Genomic DNA, 17459 nt, shown 5'->3' on the forward strand with positions numbered 1-17459 from the left:
GCACAATGCGCCCATGCGACCGTTTTCCGCCCCCCAGCTCAACCCCGCCACCGAGACCGGCTGGCGCCGTCGGTGGTTCGACATCATCTACCGCCATGACTCGCGGCCCTCGCGCAACTTCGACCTGATCCTGGTGGTGGCGATCGTCGCCAGCATCCTGGTGGTGATGATCGACAGCGTGCAGCACCTGCATGCCGAGTGGTCCACCGGCCTGTACATCCTGGAATGGGGCTTCACCATCATCTTCACCGCCGAGTACCTGCTGCGCCTGGCGGTGGTCAAGCGCCCGCTGCGCTACGCGGTGAGCATCTGGGGCATCATCGACCTGCTGTCGATCCTGCCCGCCTACCTGTCGATGTTCATCCCGGGCGCGCAGAGCCTGCTGGTGGTGCGTGCGCTGCGCATCCTGCGCGTGTTCCGCATCCTCAAGCTGACCCGCTACATCGAGGAAAGCGGCGTCCTGATGACGTCGCTGTGGCGCAGCCGGCGCAAGGTGCTGGTGTTCCTGTTCACGGTGATCACCATCACCATCATCGCCGGCGCGCTGATGTACGTGATCGAGGGCCCCGAACACGGCTTCACGAATATCCCGGCCAGCATGTACTGGGCGGTGGTGACCATGGCCACGGTCGGCTTCGGCGACATCGTGCCGCAGACCGTGCTTGGCCGCTTCGTCACCTCGGTGCTGATCCTGATCGGCTACAGCATCATCGCCGTGCCCACCGGCATCTACACCGCCGAACTGGCCAGCACCATGCGCGAAGCCGAACTGGCCGCGCGCCGCGATGCCCGCGGCTGCCCGCATTGCGGGCTGGAGGGGCATGAACCGGATGCGCGCCACTGCCGCAAGTGTGGTGGCCAGCTGCCGGATGCGTTCAGCCATTGAGGCACATGCCGGCCCGCGGCCGGCACTACCGGACCAACAGGGTGCGCGCCGGGCATGGCCCAGCGCTACCGTGAGCAGATCCACGCCCCGCGTGGATCGCCCTCAACGCATGCGGTTGCTGGTGGTTACCAGGTCGTTGTAGGCATCCAGAATCGTCGACTGTGCGCCTTCAGGGTCGGTGGTGAGCCAGCTGCCCGACGCCTTGCGCTCGGCAGCCAGCGCATCGGCGGTGATCGGCTTGCCCTGTTCCAGGCGCTCGACTCCGCGCCCGGCGGTACGCACCAGCTTGTCGGCCGAGCGCTGCACATGGCCCCACATCGGGTCGTCCTTGCCGACACCACCGTTCTGGATTTCCGTCACCAGCGCCTGAAAGTCGGCCAGCTGGCCGCGCAACACCGCAACGTCCGGTGCCTCGCCCTGGAACGTCATTGCCAGCTGCTTGCCATCGCCGACAAGGCGCAGATGGTAGTACGCCAGCGAGCGGCCTTCGCTTTCCTCGATCTGCTTCAGCTGGACGGCGCGGCGATCGTTCTCGTTCTTTTCCAGTGCCGCATCCATCGCCTCGCTGGCCTTGAAGAAATCAGCATAGGCCTGCATCAGCGGGGCATGCTGGCTGCGCATCCCTTCACCACCGTCGCGACGATAGTCCTCGCGGGTGAAATAGCCATCGGCGCGCTCGATCAGGGTGTTCAGCGCCAGGAACGCCTGCTGGTACTGCCGCGCGGCCGCATCCAGCGACGTCGCCGGGGCCTTTGCCAGCGCCTCGCTCAACGGCTGGCCGCAGTACTCGACCCGGTGCGACAACACCTTGCCAGGTGAGCGCGGCTGCGCTTCCTTGCCGGTTGGACCGGCTTCGGGATCCTTCATCCAACCGGTGTAGGTCTGGAAACCCTCGTGGATGGGCTGTTCGACGCCGTTGTAGCACTCGATATAGGCGTTCACCTTTTCCAACCCGGGATCGGCGACAGCCAGCCCGGCCGGGTTGTTGCAGCCGGCCAGCGCGCAGAGCAGGAGAACAGGAATCAGGCGTGTGGATGCATTCAAATCAGTTCCTTGCACAAGTGAAAACTGCAGGCATCGTCATGCATGGCGCGAGCGCGCGCTCCAGCACCTCGGCAAGGTGCTGGCATTCGGGGCTGCAGGGCGTGTCATGCCGCAATCAACCTGCTCAATCGCGACAAAAATGAAGCGTTGAGCTTCCCGCTTACTGGCGGTTGCTCTGGAAAACCAGCGAGTTGTATTCCTGCATCAGCTTGCTGGCCGAGCCACGTGGCGCCATGGAGGGCGAATCCAGCATGCGCCGTTCGAAATCGCTGTAGGACGTCTTGCTGCTGACCCGCTGCAGCCGCTCCTTGCCTTCCCGACGGAAGTTCTCGGCTTCGCGCTCGAAGCTGTTCCAGTCCAGCTTGCCCGGCTCCTGATCGGCCACCTTGGCATGCGCCTCGTCGGAAATACGGTTGAAGGCGTCGAGTCGTTCACGGGCTCGGGCCGGATCAAAGTCGTCGTCGCTCATCAGCTCCACGATCGCTTTGGCTTCCAGCATCATCGCCAGACGGTAGTACTCGCGCGTTCGCCCCTCGGCCTGTTCCAATACCTTGAGCTGCTCGCGCTGGGCAGCGTCATTCTGGCGCTCCAGCTCGGCGTTGAACGTTTCGCTGGCAGCCACGAAGTCCTTGAATGCGGCCATCAAGGGCGCGTGCAGTTGCTTGCCCTTGGCAAACTGGTCGTCTTCGTAGTCCTGGCGATCGTAGTAGTCGTGCGCCTCCTTGCTGATCGGCACCAGCGCCTTCAGCGCCTGCTGATAATGGCTGGCAGCAGCATCGAGTTCGGCCAGCGCCGGCTTGGCAGCCATCGCCTCGGTCACCGGGCCATCGCACTGCTTCATGTCGTAATCGCTGATCTCGAACGGGCCGTACACCTGTGTCTCGCGCCCGGTCGGGCCGGTCTCGACGTCCTTGATCCAGCGCGTATAGGACTGGAGACTGTCGTGCGTCTTCGAATCAAGCGCGTTGAAGCAGCCGATGTAGGCGTTGAGCTTCGCCGTCAACTGCTGCTGTGCGTCGGACGGCACCGTGTTGGCCTCCGGCTTGCCCGAGGTGCCGGCGTCGCCAGCGGTTGCAGGGCCCTTGCCACCGCAGGCGGCCAGGACAAGCGACAGCGAAGCGGCCAGCGCCGCGACGGAAAGCGTACGTGACATGTGTTCACATCCCTGTTGAAAACGATTACAGCCCTGCATTCTAGCGCAGCAGGCCGAGGGCCGCAGCCCTCGGCCCTGCGCAACGAAGCACTCAGTCCAGGAACAGATCCGGCAACAACGACCGCGACGGGTCCACGGCATAGCCGGACAGATCGCTGACGCCGGCCTGTGCCAGCACTTCATCGTCGATCAGGAACTGGCCGTGGAAGCCTGCCGCTTCACGCACCAGCACCGCATGCGCGGCGTCGGCCATGATCTGCGGCGTACGGCAGCCCGCTGCATCCACGCCCGGAATCATGTTGATTGCATCGGTGGCGATCACCGTGCGCGGCCATAGCGCGTTCACCGCCACCCCCTGCGGGCCGAATTCCGCGGCCAGGCCGAGCGTGACGAAGCTCATGCCCATCTTCGCCAGCGTGTAGCCGGTATGCGCGCCCCACCACTTTGGTTCCAGGCTCGGCGGCGGCGCCAGGGTCAGGATGTGCGGATTCGGCGCCTGCAGCAGGTACGGCAGGCAGGCCTGCGCGCACAGGAAACTGCCGCGCGAATTGACCTGCTGCATCAGGTCGAAGCGTTTCATCGGCGTATCCAGCGTGCCACGCAGCCAGATCGCGCTGGCGTTGTTGATCAGGATGTCGATGCCCCCAAAGGTGTCGACCGTGGCCGCAACCGCGGCCTGCACCTGCTCTTCCTCGCGGATATCGCACTTCAGCGCCAGCCCTTGGCCACCGGCGGCGGTAACGGCCTCGGCCGCGCTGTGGATGGTGCCCGGCAACTTCGGATTCGGCACCGCCGACTTGGCCGCAATGGCCACGTTGGCCCCGTCACGCGCAGCGCGCAGTGCGATGGCCAGGCCGATGCCACGCGAGGCACCCGTGATGAAAAGCGTTTTGCCCTGCAGACTGCCCACGTTCCACACTCCAGCGTATGCAATGAGCCGCTAGTATGCCGCGCCGACGTGGAGTTCACCCGGCCTTGACGATACTGGCGCCTCCAGTCAACGCACGAGGTTCACGCCATGCGCCGTTCCCGCCTGTTGCTGCCTGCCCTGGGGCTTGCCCTGCTGACTGCCTGCCAGGGCCGTTCGCCCGAACCCGGCAAGGAACCGTCGGCCGGTGACACGCCCAGCGCAGAAAAAGCCGCCGCGGACGGCAAGCTGCGCTGGAGCGATGCAGTGGTGTGGGATGGCGACCTCAACGCCTGCCGCCAGGGCGAGAATGCGGCCACGCGTGAGTGCCTGCGCGATGCGATGCGCGCTGGTGGCGCAAGCGCCGATGCCATTGCTGCCGCCGAACAGTTGTCCACCGGCGGCGAGCTGGCCTACGTGACGGCCTGGCATGAGAACGAAGGCCTGGGCATTGCCACGGTCGAGTATCCGTTCCGCGCCAACACCAACGAGGGTACCCGCCTGGTCGACGCCACCGGCAAGCGCATCGATGTGGATGCCGTGCAGCTGGACGACACCCTGCGTGCCGACCCCGCCGTGCAGGCCCTGCTGAAGGACCACCCGCAGGCCACGCCGTTCGCACCGGCGCAGTCGGCCGGGGCCACGCCGCTGGAGAACGGCGGCATCCGCCTGCTGTACCGCACGCCGCTGCGTGACTGCCACGCCTGCCCGGATGTCGGCCAGCTGCAGATCGCCTACGACTTTGACGCCAAGCGCAACTTCATCGGCCAGCAGGTAGTGCCGGCAACGCCGTAAGATCACAAGCCTCTGTAGAGCCGAGCCATGCTCAGCTCTACAATACGGTTCTCCCCGGCGCATCCACGCATCGCGTGGATCTACCGGTACACCTGCACTTGCTTCCTCAGCAGATGCGGCACGATCAGCTGATGCACCGGCGCAACCGGCAGCATGTACACGCGGCCGAACGCGTTGTGCGTATGCACCACCGTCACCACCTCCAGCACGTCGCCCTGCCACTGCAGGGCCAGCTGCACACGCAGGTGGCGGTCGTCGTCTTCCAGCACGATGGCATCGTCGCTGAGCGACTGCAGGGTGAAGATGCCCAACCGCTGCCCGGGTTGAGGATCCGCAACATCCTGCACCGCGCGCAACGAGCCCAGGTGCTTCATGCCGAGCAGGCGCATGCCGCGATTGCGCAGCGCCATCAGCCCATCGAACCAGCCGGGAATGGTCGCGGCCATATCGCGATAGGCCCGCAAGGCCGAGCGCCCATCACGATGGGTTGTTGCCTGGCAGGCGTGCACGAAGTCGGCACCGGCCAGCTGTGGGCGAAGGACGCTTCCCGCACTCGGTGGGCCGGTCACTACCTGCAGTGGACTCACGGCTTGGGCCCCTGCCCCTCGTTGTCTTCCCAATGCAGGATGCGACGGGTAACGAAGCGGTAGACCGGCTTGCCGGTGGCGAACCACAGTTCGCGCACCCATGAGGTGCGCTTGAGCACCCGCTTTTCCACTGGGGTGAGCGACTCACGGCAGTACATGCGCTTGTGCTTGAGCAGGTGGCGCAAGTCCTCGCGGGCCAGTAGGCGCATCCAGCGCGAGCGCGGGTTGCCGATCACTGCCAGCTGGAAATCGATCAATGCCGGGCGGCCGTCTTCAGTGACCAGCCAGTTGGCTTCCTTGGCCAGGTCGTTGTGGGCCACGCCGCGCCGATGCAGCTGCTGCAGCAGCCGACGCGCAGCGCGGAACCAGGCCAGGTCGCCGCGCGGTGGGCGCTGGTACATGGCGTCGCCGGCCATGAAACTGCGGTCGAGATGATGCCCATTCCACGCCAGCAGCTGCGGCACGTCGGCCATGCCGTGGATATGGCGCAGCGCGCGCGCTTCGCGGCGGGCCAGCCACCAGGCCGGCAGGCGCAACCACAGCGGCGTGGCGCCCAGGTCACGGCGCACGAAGGGGCCGGCAGGCCCTTCCACACGGAGGATGCGACCGAAGCTGTCGGCCTTCAAAGCATGTGGTGGCGTGTCTGGCGTATGCGGCATGGGCCCATTCTAGGCGATGGCGCCGGTTGCAAACGGTCACCAAGCGGCTGGGAACCAGTCACCTTCACGCCCCTATAATCGGGCAATGGACTCTTCATGGATCGACGCCACGCTTGCGTGGATTGCCGCTCACCCCGTGCTGGCGGGTGCCGTTATCTTCCTCATCGCCTTCTGCGATGCGGTGATCATTCTGGGCGCCATCGTGCCGGCGCTGCCGCTGCTGTTTGCGGTGGGCGTGTTCATCGGCCTGGGCCAGATCTCCGGACCGTACGCGGTGGCGGCGGCCGCACTGGGCGCATTCGCCGGCGATGGCATCAGTTACTGGATCGGGCGCCGCTGGGGCGACCGCCTGCGTGGCGTGTGGCCGTTCAGCCGTTACCCGCAACTGCTCGACCGCGGCGAGAACCTGTTCCGCCGCAACGCGTTCAAGAGCATTCTGGTGGCACGCTACGTCGGCGCGATCCGGCCGTTCGTGCCCGCCATCGCGGGCATGATGAAGATGCCCGCCAGCCGCTATGTACAGGCCAGTGGTATCGCCAGCATTTCATGGGCGGTACTGTTCCTGGCCCCGGGCTGGATTCTTGGCGAGGCCTATGACGCGGTGGCCGCAGTAGCCGGTCGGCTGGTGGTGGTGGTCGGCCTGCTGGCGGTGATCCTCGGCCTGGTCTGGGCCATCGTGCTGTACGGCTACCGCTGGTCGGCCGCGCGCATGGACAACTGGCTGGCACGCCTGCTTGACTGGTCCAACCGCCATCCGACGCTGGGCCGCTACACCGTCGGTGTGCTGGACCCGAAGCGGCGCGAGTCGGTGCCGCTGGCGATGCTGGCGCTGATGCTGCTGGTGCTGGGCTGGGGCTGGTTCGCGCTGCTGACCGTGGTGGTTGCGCATGGCGAGCCGCTGGCGATCGACCTGCTGGTGCACCAGGCCATGCTGGCGCTGCGCAATCCGTTGGCCGACTACCCGATGGCCGCGCTGGCCTCACTGGGCGCCTGGCAGGTACTGCTGCCGGCCACTGCGGCGGCGATGGGCTACCTGGTCTGGCGCCGGCGCTGGATGGCGGCCGCGCACTGGCTGGCCGCCCTCGCCTTCGGCCTGGCACTGACCATGCTGCTGGGCGCCACCGTCGATGTTGTGCGCCCGGTCGACGCCAGCAGTGGCTTCGGCTTCCCGTCGGTGTCGGTGACGATGGCCACCATCACCTTCGGCTTCTTCGCGGTGCTGATCGCCCGCGAGATGCCCGGCCGTACCCGCGTCTGGCCGTACCTGGTATCGGGCATCGTGGTCAGCCTGATCGGCTTCTCGCGCCTGTACCTGGGCGCGCATTGGCTGAGCGATGTGATCGGCGGCATGCTGTTCGGCACGTTCTGGCTGCTGGTGCTGGGCATCGCCTACCGCCGCCGCTTCAACCGCTCGTTCTGGGTGAAGCCGGTGGCATGGCTGTTCTACGGCGTGTTCGCCGTCGCCGCGATGTGGTACGCACCGCGCAACATCCCGGTGAAGCTGGAACGCTTCGAGCCGACCTTGCCGGCCCCGCAGGCAATGGACACGCAGGCCTGGTGGCAGCACGACTGGGCGACACTGCCGGCGCGCCGCAACGAGTTCGATGACGACCAGCGCTGGCCGTTGGACGTGCAGGTGGCCGGTCCGCTGGCACCGCTGCAGGCGCAACTGGAAGCGCGCGGCTGGAAGCGGCAGGAGCAGGCCGGCTGGCAGCAGGCGCTGCTGATGCTGGACAAGAACACCGGCGCCGATGAACTGCCGGTGCTGCCGGCGACGCTGGAAACCCGCGTGGAAGCGCTGTTGATGGTACGCCCGGGTACACACCGTGATGAGCGCTACGTACTGCGCCTGTGGCCGGCCCCTGCGCAGTTGCAGCCGGGCAACACGCCGCTGTGGCTGGGCAGTGCACAGACCCTGCGCTACGAACGCCATTTCGAGTGGATCGGCATGTGGCACCCGCTGCGTGGCGTCGACCCGGCATTGAATGCCGTGAAGGACGCCGTGCAGGAGCTGCCGCAGCGCGAGGACGTGCACAGCGAAACCGGGTTGCCGGTGCTGCGGCTGAAGACTACAACGCCCTGACCGGTACCGGTGCGCGATCCAACAAGCCGAGCATAGGCTCGGCTCTACAGTAGATCCACGCCATGCGTGGATGCGGATTCCACGGATACCCCAGCGTGTGCCCCAAGGTGCACACCCACCCGAGGATGGCGTCTACGGCATCCAGCCCAGCAGCTGCTGCAGACGCTGGTGCGGGTCATCCAGCTGCAGCAGCTGCAACCGCTGCTGCTCGCTCAGCGGCAGCAGCTCGGCCAGCCGCCAGCCGACCCAGCTGGCCTGGTCCAGCAGCGCCGGATTGGCCGGCGCATAGGCCTCGCCGGCCTGCTCGATGATGTGCCCCAGCACCGTGGCCAGCAGTGCATGCTGCGGCCGCAGTTCGTCATCGGGGTCTTCCTCGCACCAGCGCACATCAGCCACCACCAGGCCGTTGTCGCGCACGCGGGTGCGCTCGACATGGAAGCGACGGGTGCCGCGCAGGCGCAGCTGCAGCACGCCGTCGGCGCCGACATCGAAGTCTTCGATGCGTACCTGCACGCCAAAGGCGGCCGGTGCCGCCGGTGCGCCGACCTCCTCGCCCTCGAGGATCAGGCAGACGCCAAATCCCTCACCACTGCGGCCGCTGTCGCGGACAAGGTCCAGATAGCGCCGCTCGAACACGCGCAGGCCCACCGCTGCACCCGGTACCAGCGCGGTGTGCAGCGGGAGCAGCGGCAGCGAGCCGTCGCCGCTCATCGGGCGTGCAGCGCGGCGAGGAAGCGGCGCGGCGCGCCGTCGAAGCCACCGTTGGACATGAATACCACGTGGTCACCGCTGCGCGCGCTGGCCTGCAGCTGCGCCAGCAATGCGTCGGTATCGGGCACCGCGTGGGCTTGGCCACGCACCGCGGCGATCACCGCCGCAGCATCCCAGGCCAGTTCCGGGCGATGCAGGAACACCACTTCATCGGCCAGCGCCAGCGAGGGAGCCAGCGCCTGCGCATGTGCGCCCAGCCGCATCGAGTTGCTGCGCGGCTCCATCGCGACCACGATGCGCGCATCACCCACCTTGGAACGCAGGCCCTCCAGCGTGGTGGCGATCGCAGTCGGATGGTGGGCGAAATCGTCGTAGACGGTGATGCCGTCATGGCTGCCGATCACTTCCATGCGGCGCTTGACGCTGCGGAAGCGCGCCAGCGCTGGAATAACCTGGGCAGGTGCCACGCCCACTGCATGCGCGGCGGCCAGCGCAGCCAGTCCATTGAGCACGTTGTGGCGGCCCAGCAGCGACCACTGCACATCACCCAGCGCCTGCCCACGATGATGCACGCGGAACGCGCTGCCGTCGGCAGCCAGCAGCTCGGCATGCCATTCCAGCGCCGGATCGAAGCCGAAGCGCTCGACCGGGGTCCAGCAGCCCATCGCCAGCACTTCGGCCAGGTACTGATCCTCGCCGTTGACGATCAGCCGGCCACGTGCGGGTACGGTACGCACCAGATGGTGGAACTGGCGCTGGATCGCGGCCACGTCCGGGAAGATGTCGGCGTGGTCGTATTCAAGGTTGTTGAGGATGGCCACCAGCGGCCGGTAGTGCACGAACTTGCTGCGCTTGTCGAAGAAGGCCGTGTCGTACTCATCGGCCTCGACCACGAACTCGCGGCCCCGGCCCACGCGGGCGGAGACACCGAAATCCTCGGCGACACCACCGATCAGGAAGCCCGGCGAGCGGCCTGCACTTTCCAGCAGCCAGGTGAGGATGGTGGTGGTGGTGGTCTTGCCGTGGGTACCGGCCACGGCCAGCGTGTCGCGGCCCGGCAGCACCTGCTCGGACAGCCACTGCGCGCCGGAGATATAGCGCTGGCCGGCATCGAGCACGGCTTCCACGGCGGCATTGCCGCGCGACAGCGCGTTGCCGATCACTACCTCGTCGGTGCCGGCGGGCACGCTGTCGGCGCGGTAGCCCTGGTCCAGGGTGATGCCCAGCTGTTCGAGCTGGGTCGACATCGGCGGATAGATGGCCTGGTCGCTGCCGCTGACGGAATGCCCAAGTTCCCGCGCCAGGGCGGCCACGCCGCCCATGAAGGTGCCGGCAATTGCAAGGATATGTACGCTGCTCATGACCGAGGATTGTGACCGATGACGGCTGTATAGGGCCAATGTCCGCTATCGGGTAAGACAACCCCTACACGGGATGTGAGAAAACTCCAATCAACTGTCAGGGAATTCCCGATAGCGATGTTCTGTGAACCCGGACACAATTCGAACTGCCAGCCGCAGTACCCGAACCGGTCCTACTCCCCAAGAGGCCATCCCCAAGGGAGCTCATGCTGCGGGGCCCTGAGCAAGCCCTTCGCTGGCGCCTATCAAACGACACAGGCCTGATCCTCGCGGACCAGGCCTGTGCTTTTTGCGCCGGAAGGACCGGACGCGTGCCGGCCCCGCCGGATCAGGCCTTGATCGCTGCCAGGATGCGGGCTTCGATCTCGTCCAGCTCACCGACGCCATCGACGCGGGCCAGGGTGCCACGGCCGGCGTAGAAATCGACCACCGGGGCGGTCTGGTCGTTGTAGACCTGCAGGCGCTGGCGCACCGCTTCCGGGTTGTCATCGGCGCGGCCCTGCTCCTTGGCACGACCGGCAATGCGGTCGACCAGCAGCTCGGTGGGCACATCCAGCTGTACCACCGCGTCCAGCGGCTGGCCGATCTTGGCCAGCAGGCCGTCCATCGCATTGGCCTGGGCCACGTTGCGCGGATAACCATCAAGGATGAAGCCCTTGGCGACATCGGCCTGGGTCAGGCGCGACTCCAGCATGCCCAGCAGGATGTCGTCCGACACCAGGTTGCCGGCATCCATCACCGTCTTGGCCTGCTTGCCCAGCTCGGTGCCGGCGGCGATTTCCGCGCGCAGCATGTCACCGGTCGAAATGTGGGCGATCCCCAGCTTTTCCTTCAGGCGCGTCGCCTGTGTCCCCTTGCCCGAACCGGGCGGTCCCAACAGAACCAATCGCATTGACCTGACTCCAACGTGTTGAAAACAAAGAAGGTTCGCGTCCCGGACGGTCCGGTATCGCTGCACCGCAATAGCGCCACTTTACCGCATCCGGGTAATGTCCCTGCAATGTCCCCTCCCCCGAGCAGGTAGAAGCATGCGCAACGGTACTCTCCTTTATGCCCAGTCCGGCGGTGTCACCGCCGTCATCAATGCCACGGCGGCAGCGGTGATCGAGCAGGCCCGGGCCAAGGGCATCAAGGTCCTGGCCGCCCGCAACGGCATCCTCGGCGCGCTGCGCGAGGAGCTGATCGACACCAGCAGGGAGAGTGCCGCCGCGATCCGCGCCCTCGCCCATACCCCGGGCGGCGCCTTCGGCTCGTGCCGGGTCAAGCTGAAATCGCTGGACGCCGACCGCGCCCGCTATGACCGCCTGCTGGAGGTGCTGCAGGCCCACGACGTGCGCTGGTTCCTCTACAACGGCGGCAACGACTCGGCCGACACCGCACTGAAGGTCTCGCAGCTGGCCAAGGCCTCCGGCTACGACCTGACCTGTATCGGCGTGCCCAAGACCATCGACAACGACCTTGCCGTTACCGATACCTGCCCCGGCTTCGGATCAGCGGCCAAGTACACCGCGGTCTCGGTCCGCGAGGCGGCACTGGACGTGGCGGCGATGGCCGAAACCTCCACCCGTGTCTTCATCTACGAAGCGATGGGTCGCCACGCTGGCTGGCTGGCCGCCGCCGCCGGCCTGGCCGGCAACGGTGATGACGAAGCGCCGCACATCATCCTGCTGCCTGAGCGCGCCTACGACGAGGCCACGTTCCTGGCCAAGGTGAAAGCCGTGGTCGAGCGCGTCGGCTACTGCGTGGTGGTGGCGTCGGAAGGCATTGCCACCGCCGATGGCCGCTTCGTTGCCGATGCCGGCGGTGGCAAGGACTCGTTCGGTCATTCGCAGCTCGGCGGCGTGGCGGCGCACCTGGCCGGCCGGGTCAAGGATCAGCTGGGCCTGAAGGTGCACTGGGCACTGCCCGATTACCTGCAGCGCTCGGCCCGCCACCTGGCCAGCAGGACCGACTGGGAGCAGGCGCAGGCGGTGGGCAAGGCCGCGGTGCAGCTGGCCCTGAAGGGTCAGAATGGCGTGATGCCGGTGATCGTGCGCAGCAGCGATTCACCGTATCGCTGGAAGATCGAAGCCGCGCCGCTGTCGAAGATCGCCAATCACGAGAAGAAGATGCCGGCTGGTTTCATCCGCCGCGATGGCTTCGGCATCACGGCCAGGGCACGCGCCTACCTGTCACCACTGATCAAGGGCGAAGCACCGCTTCCCTATGGCACCGATGGCCTGCCGAAGTACGTCACCCTGAAGAACGTGTCGGTGAAGCAGAAACTGCCGGCCTTCGAAGGCTGACCTGAAAAAGGGGACGGAGGGGTTAAGTCGCATACGCCCCTCTGTCATCTCCAACAGCATCAGCAGTGGGTCGGATACGACTTAATCCCCTCCGTCCCCTTTTCATGGAGGTCATCATGGCACTGCGTGTTGTTCGACTCGGTACGCCGCGCCAACCCGGCGAGGGACTGCGCATCGGCACGGTGCGGCGGCCGCCGCGCGGCGTGCCGCGCAGCGAGTTCGCCCGACAGGACTGGTACGACGTCTGGTTTCCGACCCTGTCACCCAGCGCGGAGCTGGTGAAGCGGGCACATGAGGCAACGACGGCGGCCGATTGGACCGCCTTCTTCCGCCATTACAAGGCCGAGATGAAGGCGCCCGATGCCGCCCACGCGCTGGACCTTCTGGCCGCGATGTCGCAACACAGCGACATCAGTGTGGGCTGCTACTGCGAGGATGAAGCGCACTGCCACCGCAAGGCATTGCGCGAGCTGCTGGTGGCGCGGGGGGCAATGCTGGCGGAGTGATCAGCCGGATGCCGGCCAGCGGCCGGCACTACCACGCGTGGATGACGGCGTGGGCGTAGCGCCCGCGCCACCTCAATTGCAAGCCTTGCCTTCCATCTGCAACTGCGCGGCGAACATCGTCACCTGCGGAATCTGGCCGGCGGCGGCCTGCTTCTTCGCCTCTTCCAGATAAATGCGCGATTGGCCCTGCCCGTCCAGCTCGACCTTGTGGCTCGACGGCAGGCGCCACACCCGCACCACCGCCTGCTGCGCCGGGCACGCGGCATTGGGCACGCGGATCACATCATTGAGCTTCCAGCCCTTGTCGGCACTCGGCTGCGCCTTGGTGTAATCGACGAAGCGCGCGCGTGGCTGGCATTGCTCGCTGGTCCGGACGGCGGAGAAGCGATATGGCGCGGCGGCATCACCGGTGAACGCACCTTCCAGCCGCGCGCAGGCCTCGGGGATCTGCCGCAGCGTATGCACCGCGCCCACCGCCTGCGGCGCACCGACCGCACGCTGCAGTTCCGGCGTTTCCGCAGCGAAGGCCGGTGCGGCCAGGACCAGGGCGGCAAGCATCAACAGGGACAGGCGCATGGGGGATCTCCTACGGGGCTGTGCGCAGGCTTGCAGAGGCTGCCTTAACGGGGTGCAAAGGCCGTTGGCTCGCCAATCATGCCCAGGGCCCGACGGCATGCGCCGCGGCTCCCAGGAGCCAGTCGAGCATGGCTCGACTCTACAAGTGGCGGCACGCATACTGCGGGCACCAGGGAACGCTGAACACCGCCATACGTCGGACGACCGCCAAGGTCGGTACGGGTTGGTTCCAGGCTGCAGCCCGTCGTCCCCCTCGTGGTGCCGTTCATCGCCACTGGATGCCTACATCCATTCTGCGGAGGGGTCTAATGCTGGAACGTCACGGGCTGTCACTGGCGCTGGGCTGCGCCATTCTCGCGATCCTGTTCGGAATCGTCTCGGCGCGCTGGATCCTGCGCCAACCCACCGGCAATGCGCGCATGATCGCGATCGCCACCGCGATCCAGGAAGGTGCGCGTGCCTACCTCAACCGCCAGTACCTGACCATCGGCGTGGCCGGCGTGGTGCTGTTCGTGCTGGTCGGTGTGTTCCTCAGCTGGTACACCGCGATCGGCTTCGCGGTCGGCGCGGTGCTGTCCGGCGCGGCCGGCTACATCGGCATGAACGTGTCCGTACGCGCCAACGTTCGTACCGCAGAGGCGGCGCGCAACGGCATCAGCGCGGCGATGGACGTCGCCTTCCGCGGCGGTGCGATCACCGGCATGCTGGTGGTCGGGCTGGGCCTGCTGGGCGTGGCCGGCTACTACGCACTGCTGCTGCGCATGGGCCTGCCGATGGAACAGGCGCTGCACGCGCTGGTCGGCCTGGCCTTCGGCTCTTCGCTGATCTCGATCTTCGCGCGGTTGGGCGGTGGCATCTTCACCAAGGGCGCCGACGTGGGCGCCGACCTGGTCGGCAAGGTCGAAGCCGGCATTCCCGAGGACGATCCGCGCAACCCGGCGGTGATCGCCGACAACGTCGGTGACAACGTCGGCGACTGCGCCGGCATGGCGGCCGACCTCTTTGAAACCTATGCGGTCACCGTCATCGCCACCATGCTGCTGGGCAGCCTGATGCTGGCCGAAGCCGGTGCCAATGCCGTGCTGTATCCGCTGGTATTGGGCGGCGTGTCGATCATCGCGTCGATCATCGGCGCGCTGTTCGTCAAGGTGAAGCCCGGCGGCTCGATCATGGGCGCGCTGTACAAGGGCGTGATCGTTTCCGGCGTGCTGGCCGCCATCGCTTTCTACCCGATCACCTCCGGGCTGATGTCCGACAACGTGCATGGACCGATGGCGCTGTATGGCTGCGCGCTGATCGGCCTGGTCCTGACCGGCCTGATCGTGTGGATCACCGAGTACTACACCGGCACCCAGTACAAGCCGGTGCAGCACGTGGCGCAGGCCTCGACCACCGGCCACGGCACCAACATCATCGCCGGACTCGGCATCTCGATGAAATCCACCGCGCTGCCGGTGGTGGCGGTGTGTGCGGCGATCTGGGGTGCGTTCGCACTGGGCGGCCTGTACGGCATCGCCATCGCCGCAACCGCGATGCTGTCGATGGCAGGGATGATCGTCGCCCTCGATGCCTACGGCCCGATCACCGACAACGCCGGTGGCATCGCCGAAATGGCCGAGCTGCCTTCGGAGATCCGCGACATCACCGATCCGCTGGATGCGGTGGGCAACACCACCAAGGCCGTGACCAAGGGTTATGCGATCGGCTCGGCGGCGCTGGCGGCACTGGTGCTGTTCGCCGACTACACCCACAACCTGCAGGTAGCCAATCCCGGCCAGGAGTTCCGCTTCGATCTCAGCGACCACACGGTGATCATCGGCCTGTTGATCGGCGGCCTGATTCCCTACCTGTTCGGTGCGATGGCGATGGAAGCGGTCGGCCGCGCGGCAGGCGCAGTGGTGGAAGAAGTACGCCGCCAGTTCCGCGAGATCCCCGGCATCATGCAGGGCACCGGCAAGCCGCAGTACGACAAGGCGGTGGACATGCTGACCCGCTCGGCGATCCGCGAAATGATCGTGCCCTCGCTGTTGCCGGTCGCCGTGCCGGTGGTGGTCGGCCTGCTGCTGGGGCCGCGCGCACTGGGCGGCCTGCTGATCGGCACGATCGTCACCGGCCTGTTCGTGGCCATTTCGATGACCACCGGCGGCGGCGCCTGGGACAATGCCAAGAAATACATCGAGGATGGCCACTTCGGTGGCAAGGGCAGCGAAGCGCACAAGGCCGCGGTGACCGGCGACACTGTTGGTGACCCGTACAAGGACACCGCCGGCCCGGCGATCAACCCGCTGATCAAGATCATCAACATCGTGGCGCTGCTGCTGGTGCCGCTGTTGTAGATCCACGCGGCGCGCGGATGGCAGGCTCGACGGGGTCGGATCCCTTTCCTGCGGAAAGGGATCCGACCCCGATGGCGGCCACCGCCCGGGCCCGGTCAGCAGGCAGCATCGTCTCGGGTTCCAGCGGTATCGGGGGATGCGGCGCGGCGGCGGGCCGCGCGAGGATCCTTGGCGTCGTCCACTTCCACGACCGGATTGGGCTCCGGTCGCGGTGCCGGCCGGCTGAGCACGTAACCGGCGCTGGCGGCAAAGAACAGGCCCACGCCAAGCAACAGGCGCCACGACGGATGCGCGCCCCAGCAGAACAGGGCAAAGCCCGCCGCCATGCCTGCGCTGGCAAACGCCTTGCCCTTGCCCGACACGGCGCCCTGCTCGCGCCACAGCCGCAGCGACGGGCCGTAGCGTGGATGCGCCAGCAGGCGCTGCTCGAACTTCGGCGAGCTGCGCGCGAAGCAGCCCACCGCGAGGATCAGGAAGATGGTGGTCGGCATGACTGGCAGCAATGCGCCGATCACCCCGAGGCCGACCATCAGCCAGCCCAGCGCGAACCAGAGCCAGCGCATCAGCGCTGCACCTGTGGGCGCGCGCCGCGCATCAGGCGAATTCCACTTCGACGTGGCGATGCACGCTGCGGAACGCAGCGTCGGCTGCATCGATCACCTGCTGGTCCTGCTCGGCACTCAGCGGCACCGCGTCCAGCGCAGCGGTGAACTCGCGCCAGTGGCGCGCTGCGCCATCGGGATGGGCGGCCAGGTGGCGGGCGCCGAAATCACGGTCCAGGCCGAGCTTGGCCGCCATCTTGTACAGAATGGTGCCGCCCAGATTGGAGCCTTCGGCCACGTACAGCCAACCCAACGCAGTCGGCAGCGCGAGGTCCGAGGGCAGCGCGTCGATGTCCGCGCCCGGGAGCGTCTGCTCCAGATCCTGCAGGTCGCGCGCGACCTGTCTCAGTCGGCGGCGCGCGCCCAGATCGGGCAGCAATGCGTCCAGCGCAGGATTGGCATACAGCGCATCGATGCTGCGGTGGAAGCGATACTGCACGCGCAGGAAACGGGCGAAGTTGCTGCGGTCGGCGAAGATGTCACCGGCCATGATGCGCTTGTCCAGCGCACCGTGGCTGTCGCGGGTGGCGGCCTTGAGCCGCAGGCTGCGGCTGTCTTCGGGAGCGATGTGTGCGTTCATGGGGGAATGCCAGGAGGGTCGTCCTGCTGTAGACGTCCGCCGCAGGGGTTTCCCCAAGCCCATGTGTGCCGATAATGGGCCATCCCCTTCTTCCACCCGGAACCGATAATGATCACCACCGAACCGCGCATGACCAACCTGTTCCTGCAGCTGGGCCTGGACGCCAGCGCCGAGGGCATCGCCCGCTTCATCCGCGAGCACCAGCTGGCCACCGACGTCGAAGTGGTCGAGGCGCCGTACTGGGATGATGCCCAGCGCCAGTTCCTGTCCGAGTCGCTGCAGGCCGATGCGGCATGGACCACCGTGGTGGATGAGCTGAACGAGTCGCTGCACGAAGATGCGGTGAAGGCGTCGAGCGGGCTGTAAGTGCCCTGATGGGGGCGCCGGG

18 protein-coding genes are annotated in these 17459 nt (G+C 66.8%); 7 read left to right on the forward strand and 11 right to left on the reverse strand.

Going from position 1 to position 17459, the window contains the following annotated elements:
* Positions 1-13: 13 nt before the first annotated feature.
* Positions 14-886 carry an ion transporter gene (locus ACUDTM_RS08980; protein ID WP_069139259.1) on the forward strand — a complete coding sequence of 291 codons (873 nt, stop codon included), beginning with the start codon at positions 14-16 and terminating at the stop codon, positions 884-886.
* A 102-nt stretch (positions 887-988) separates the two neighbouring features.
* Here ACUDTM_RS08980 and ACUDTM_RS08985 read toward each other — a convergent pair whose 3' ends face one another.
* The 3 genes from ACUDTM_RS08985 to ACUDTM_RS08995 all read right to left on the reverse strand — a co-directional run bounded on the left by ACUDTM_RS08985 (position 989) and on the right by ACUDTM_RS08995 (position 3993).
* A complete protein-coding gene (locus tag ACUDTM_RS08985) occupies positions 989-1930 on the reverse strand; it encodes a YiiG family protein (RefSeq protein WP_111008268.1) in 942 nt (313 codons plus the stop codon).
* 160 nt (positions 1931-2090) lie between these two features.
* The gene (locus tag ACUDTM_RS08990; RefSeq protein ID WP_445391275.1) at positions 2091-3083 is read right to left on the reverse strand and encodes a DUF3829 domain-containing protein; all 993 of its coding nucleotides are present in this window, start codon (positions 3081-3083) and stop codon (positions 2091-2093) included.
* Between the two features lie 91 nt (positions 3084-3174).
* Positions 3175-3993: an SDR family oxidoreductase gene (locus ACUDTM_RS08995; RefSeq protein ID WP_088497633.1), complete on the reverse strand. Its 819-nt coding sequence runs from the start codon at positions 3991-3993 to the stop codon at positions 3175-3177.
* A 108-nt stretch (positions 3994-4101) separates the two neighbouring features.
* Between ACUDTM_RS08995 and ACUDTM_RS09000 the strand changes: the two genes are divergently transcribed.
* Positions 4102-4785 (forward strand): hypothetical protein, encoded by a 684-nt coding sequence (locus ACUDTM_RS09000; RefSeq protein WP_151354950.1) that lies wholly within the window; start codon positions 4102-4104, stop codon positions 4783-4785.
* A gap of 80 nt (positions 4786-4865) precedes the next feature.
* Here the strand turns inward: ACUDTM_RS09000 and ACUDTM_RS09005 are convergent, their stop codons facing one another.
* Complete coding sequence (locus ACUDTM_RS09005) at positions 4866-5372, reverse strand: DUF2867 domain-containing protein (protein WP_088497620.1); 507 nt, start codon at positions 5370-5372, stop codon at positions 4866-4868.
* Positions 5369-6031 (reverse strand): serine/threonine-protein kinase, encoded by a 663-nt coding sequence (locus ACUDTM_RS09010; RefSeq protein WP_049413709.1) that lies wholly within the window; start codon positions 6029-6031, stop codon positions 5369-5371. Before ACUDTM_RS09010 ends, ACUDTM_RS09005 begins: the two co-directional genes overlap by 4 nt.
* 85 nt (positions 6032-6116) lie before the next feature.
* On the opposite strand from ACUDTM_RS09010, the gene ACUDTM_RS09015 reads away from it, so the two are divergent.
* Positions 6117-8114 carry a bifunctional DedA family/phosphatase PAP2 family protein gene (locus tag ACUDTM_RS09015; RefSeq protein WP_111008266.1) on the forward strand — a complete coding sequence of 666 codons (1998 nt, stop codon included), beginning with the start codon at positions 6117-6119 and terminating at the stop codon, positions 8112-8114.
* 132 nt (positions 8115-8246) lie between these two features.
* Here the strand turns inward: ACUDTM_RS09015 and ACUDTM_RS09020 are convergent, their stop codons facing one another.
* The 3 genes from ACUDTM_RS09020 to ACUDTM_RS09030 all read right to left on the reverse strand — a co-directional run bounded on the left by ACUDTM_RS09020 (position 8247) and on the right by ACUDTM_RS09030 (position 11078).
* Entirely contained in the window at positions 8247-8825 is a 579-nt protein-coding gene (locus tag ACUDTM_RS09020) for an LON peptidase substrate-binding domain-containing protein (RefSeq protein ID WP_445391276.1), read from the reverse strand.
* Positions 8822-10186: a UDP-N-acetylmuramate:L-alanyl-gamma-D-glutamyl-meso-diaminopimelate ligase gene (gene mpl, locus ACUDTM_RS09025; protein WP_072168431.1), complete on the reverse strand. Its 1365-nt coding sequence runs from the start codon at positions 10184-10186 to the stop codon at positions 8822-8824. The genes ACUDTM_RS09020 and mpl overlap by 4 nt, the downstream gene beginning before the upstream one ends.
* Before the next feature lie 328 nt (positions 10187-10514).
* Positions 10515-11078, reverse strand: a complete 564-nt coding sequence (locus ACUDTM_RS09030) for an adenylate kinase (protein ID WP_005419045.1) — start codon at positions 11076-11078, stop codon at positions 10515-10517.
* Between the two features lie 136 nt (positions 11079-11214).
* Between ACUDTM_RS09030 and ACUDTM_RS09035 the strand changes: the two genes are divergently transcribed.
* Both ACUDTM_RS09035 and ACUDTM_RS09040 read left to right on the forward strand, forming a co-directional pair.
* The gene (locus ACUDTM_RS09035; protein WP_072168430.1) at positions 11215-12471 is read left to right on the forward strand and encodes a 6-phosphofructokinase; all 1257 of its coding nucleotides are present in this window, start codon (positions 11215-11217) and stop codon (positions 12469-12471) included.
* A gap of 116 nt (positions 12472-12587) precedes the next feature.
* Entirely contained in the window at positions 12588-12977 is a 390-nt protein-coding gene (locus ACUDTM_RS09040; RefSeq protein WP_188240636.1) for a DUF488 domain-containing protein, read from the forward strand.
* Between the two features lie 72 nt (positions 12978-13049).
* Here ACUDTM_RS09040 and ACUDTM_RS09045 read toward each other — a convergent pair whose 3' ends face one another.
* Positions 13050-13553, reverse strand: a complete 504-nt coding sequence (locus ACUDTM_RS09045; RefSeq protein ID WP_072168428.1) for a hypothetical protein — start codon at positions 13551-13553, stop codon at positions 13050-13052.
* A gap of 308 nt (positions 13554-13861) precedes the next feature.
* Between ACUDTM_RS09045 and ACUDTM_RS09050 the strand changes: the two genes are divergently transcribed.
* Positions 13862-15889 carry a sodium-translocating pyrophosphatase gene (locus ACUDTM_RS09050; protein WP_252744295.1) on the forward strand — a complete coding sequence of 676 codons (2028 nt, stop codon included), beginning with the start codon at positions 13862-13864 and terminating at the stop codon, positions 15887-15889.
* Positions 15890-15984: 95 nt separating this feature from the next.
* On the opposite strand, the gene ACUDTM_RS09055 is transcribed toward ACUDTM_RS09050, so the two are convergent.
* On the reverse strand, positions 15985-16452 hold the full coding sequence (locus ACUDTM_RS09055) for a YbaN family protein (protein ID WP_151354831.1): 468 nt from the start codon (positions 16450-16452) through the stop codon (positions 15985-15987).
* Positions 16453-16483: 31 nt separating this feature from the next.
* Positions 16484-17071 carry a biliverdin-producing heme oxygenase gene (locus ACUDTM_RS09060; RefSeq protein WP_072168425.1) on the reverse strand — a complete coding sequence of 196 codons (588 nt, stop codon included), beginning with the start codon at positions 17069-17071 and terminating at the stop codon, positions 16484-16486.
* A gap of 108 nt (positions 17072-17179) precedes the next feature.
* Between ACUDTM_RS09060 and ACUDTM_RS09065 the strand changes: the two genes are divergently transcribed.
* Positions 17180-17437 carry a DUF2789 domain-containing protein gene (locus ACUDTM_RS09065; protein ID WP_088497625.1) on the forward strand — a complete coding sequence of 86 codons (258 nt, stop codon included), beginning with the start codon at positions 17180-17182 and terminating at the stop codon, positions 17435-17437.
* The last annotated feature ends 22 nt before the right edge of the window (positions 17438-17459 follow it).

The organism is Stenotrophomonas maltophilia group sp. vghtpe118 (genome assembly GCF_052605195.1).

Coding starts and splice junctions, on each gene's coding strand:
- ACUDTM_RS08980 (WP_069139259.1), top strand. CDS start 14: ATGCGACCGTTTTCCGCCCCCCAGCTCAACCCCGCCACCGAGACCGGC.
- ACUDTM_RS08990 (WP_445391275.1), bottom strand. CDS start 3,083: ATGTCACGTACGCTTTCCGTCGCGGCGCTGGCCGCTTCGCTGTCGCTT.
- ACUDTM_RS09000 (WP_151354950.1), top strand. CDS start 4,102: ATGCGCCGTTCCCGCCTGTTGCTGCCTGCCCTGGGGCTTGCCCTGCTG.
- ACUDTM_RS09010 (WP_049413709.1), bottom strand. CDS start 6,031: ATGCCGCATACGCCAGACACGCCACCACATGCTTTGAAGGCCGACAGC.
- ACUDTM_RS09015 (WP_111008266.1), top strand. CDS start 6,117: ATGGACTCTTCATGGATCGACGCCACGCTTGCGTGGATTGCCGCTCAC.
- ACUDTM_RS09020 (WP_445391276.1), bottom strand. CDS start 8,825: ATGAGCGGCGACGGCTCGCTGCCGCTGCTCCCGCTGCACACCGCGCTG.
- mpl (WP_072168431.1), bottom strand. CDS start 10,186: ATGAGCAGCGTACATATCCTTGCAATTGCCGGCACCTTCATGGGCGGC.
- ACUDTM_RS09030 (WP_005419045.1), bottom strand. CDS start 11,078: ATGCGATTGGTTCTGTTGGGACCGCCCGGTTCGGGCAAGGGGACACAG.
- ACUDTM_RS09035 (WP_072168430.1), top strand. CDS start 11,215: ATGCGCAACGGTACTCTCCTTTATGCCCAGTCCGGCGGTGTCACCGCC.
- ACUDTM_RS09040 (WP_188240636.1), top strand. CDS start 12,588: ATGGCACTGCGTGTTGTTCGACTCGGTACGCCGCGCCAACCCGGCGAG.
- ACUDTM_RS09045 (WP_072168428.1), bottom strand. CDS start 13,553: ATGCGCCTGTCCCTGTTGATGCTTGCCGCCCTGGTCCTGGCCGCACCG.
- ACUDTM_RS09050 (WP_252744295.1), top strand. CDS start 13,862: ATGCTGGAACGTCACGGGCTGTCACTGGCGCTGGGCTGCGCCATTCTC.
- ACUDTM_RS09055 (WP_151354831.1), bottom strand. CDS start 16,452: ATGCGCTGGCTCTGGTTCGCGCTGGGCTGGCTGATGGTCGGCCTCGGG.
- ACUDTM_RS09060 (WP_072168425.1), bottom strand. CDS start 17,071: ATGAACGCACACATCGCTCCCGAAGACAGCCGCAGCCTGCGGCTCAAG.
- ACUDTM_RS09065 (WP_088497625.1), top strand. CDS start 17,180: ATGATCACCACCGAACCGCGCATGACCAACCTGTTCCTGCAGCTGGGC.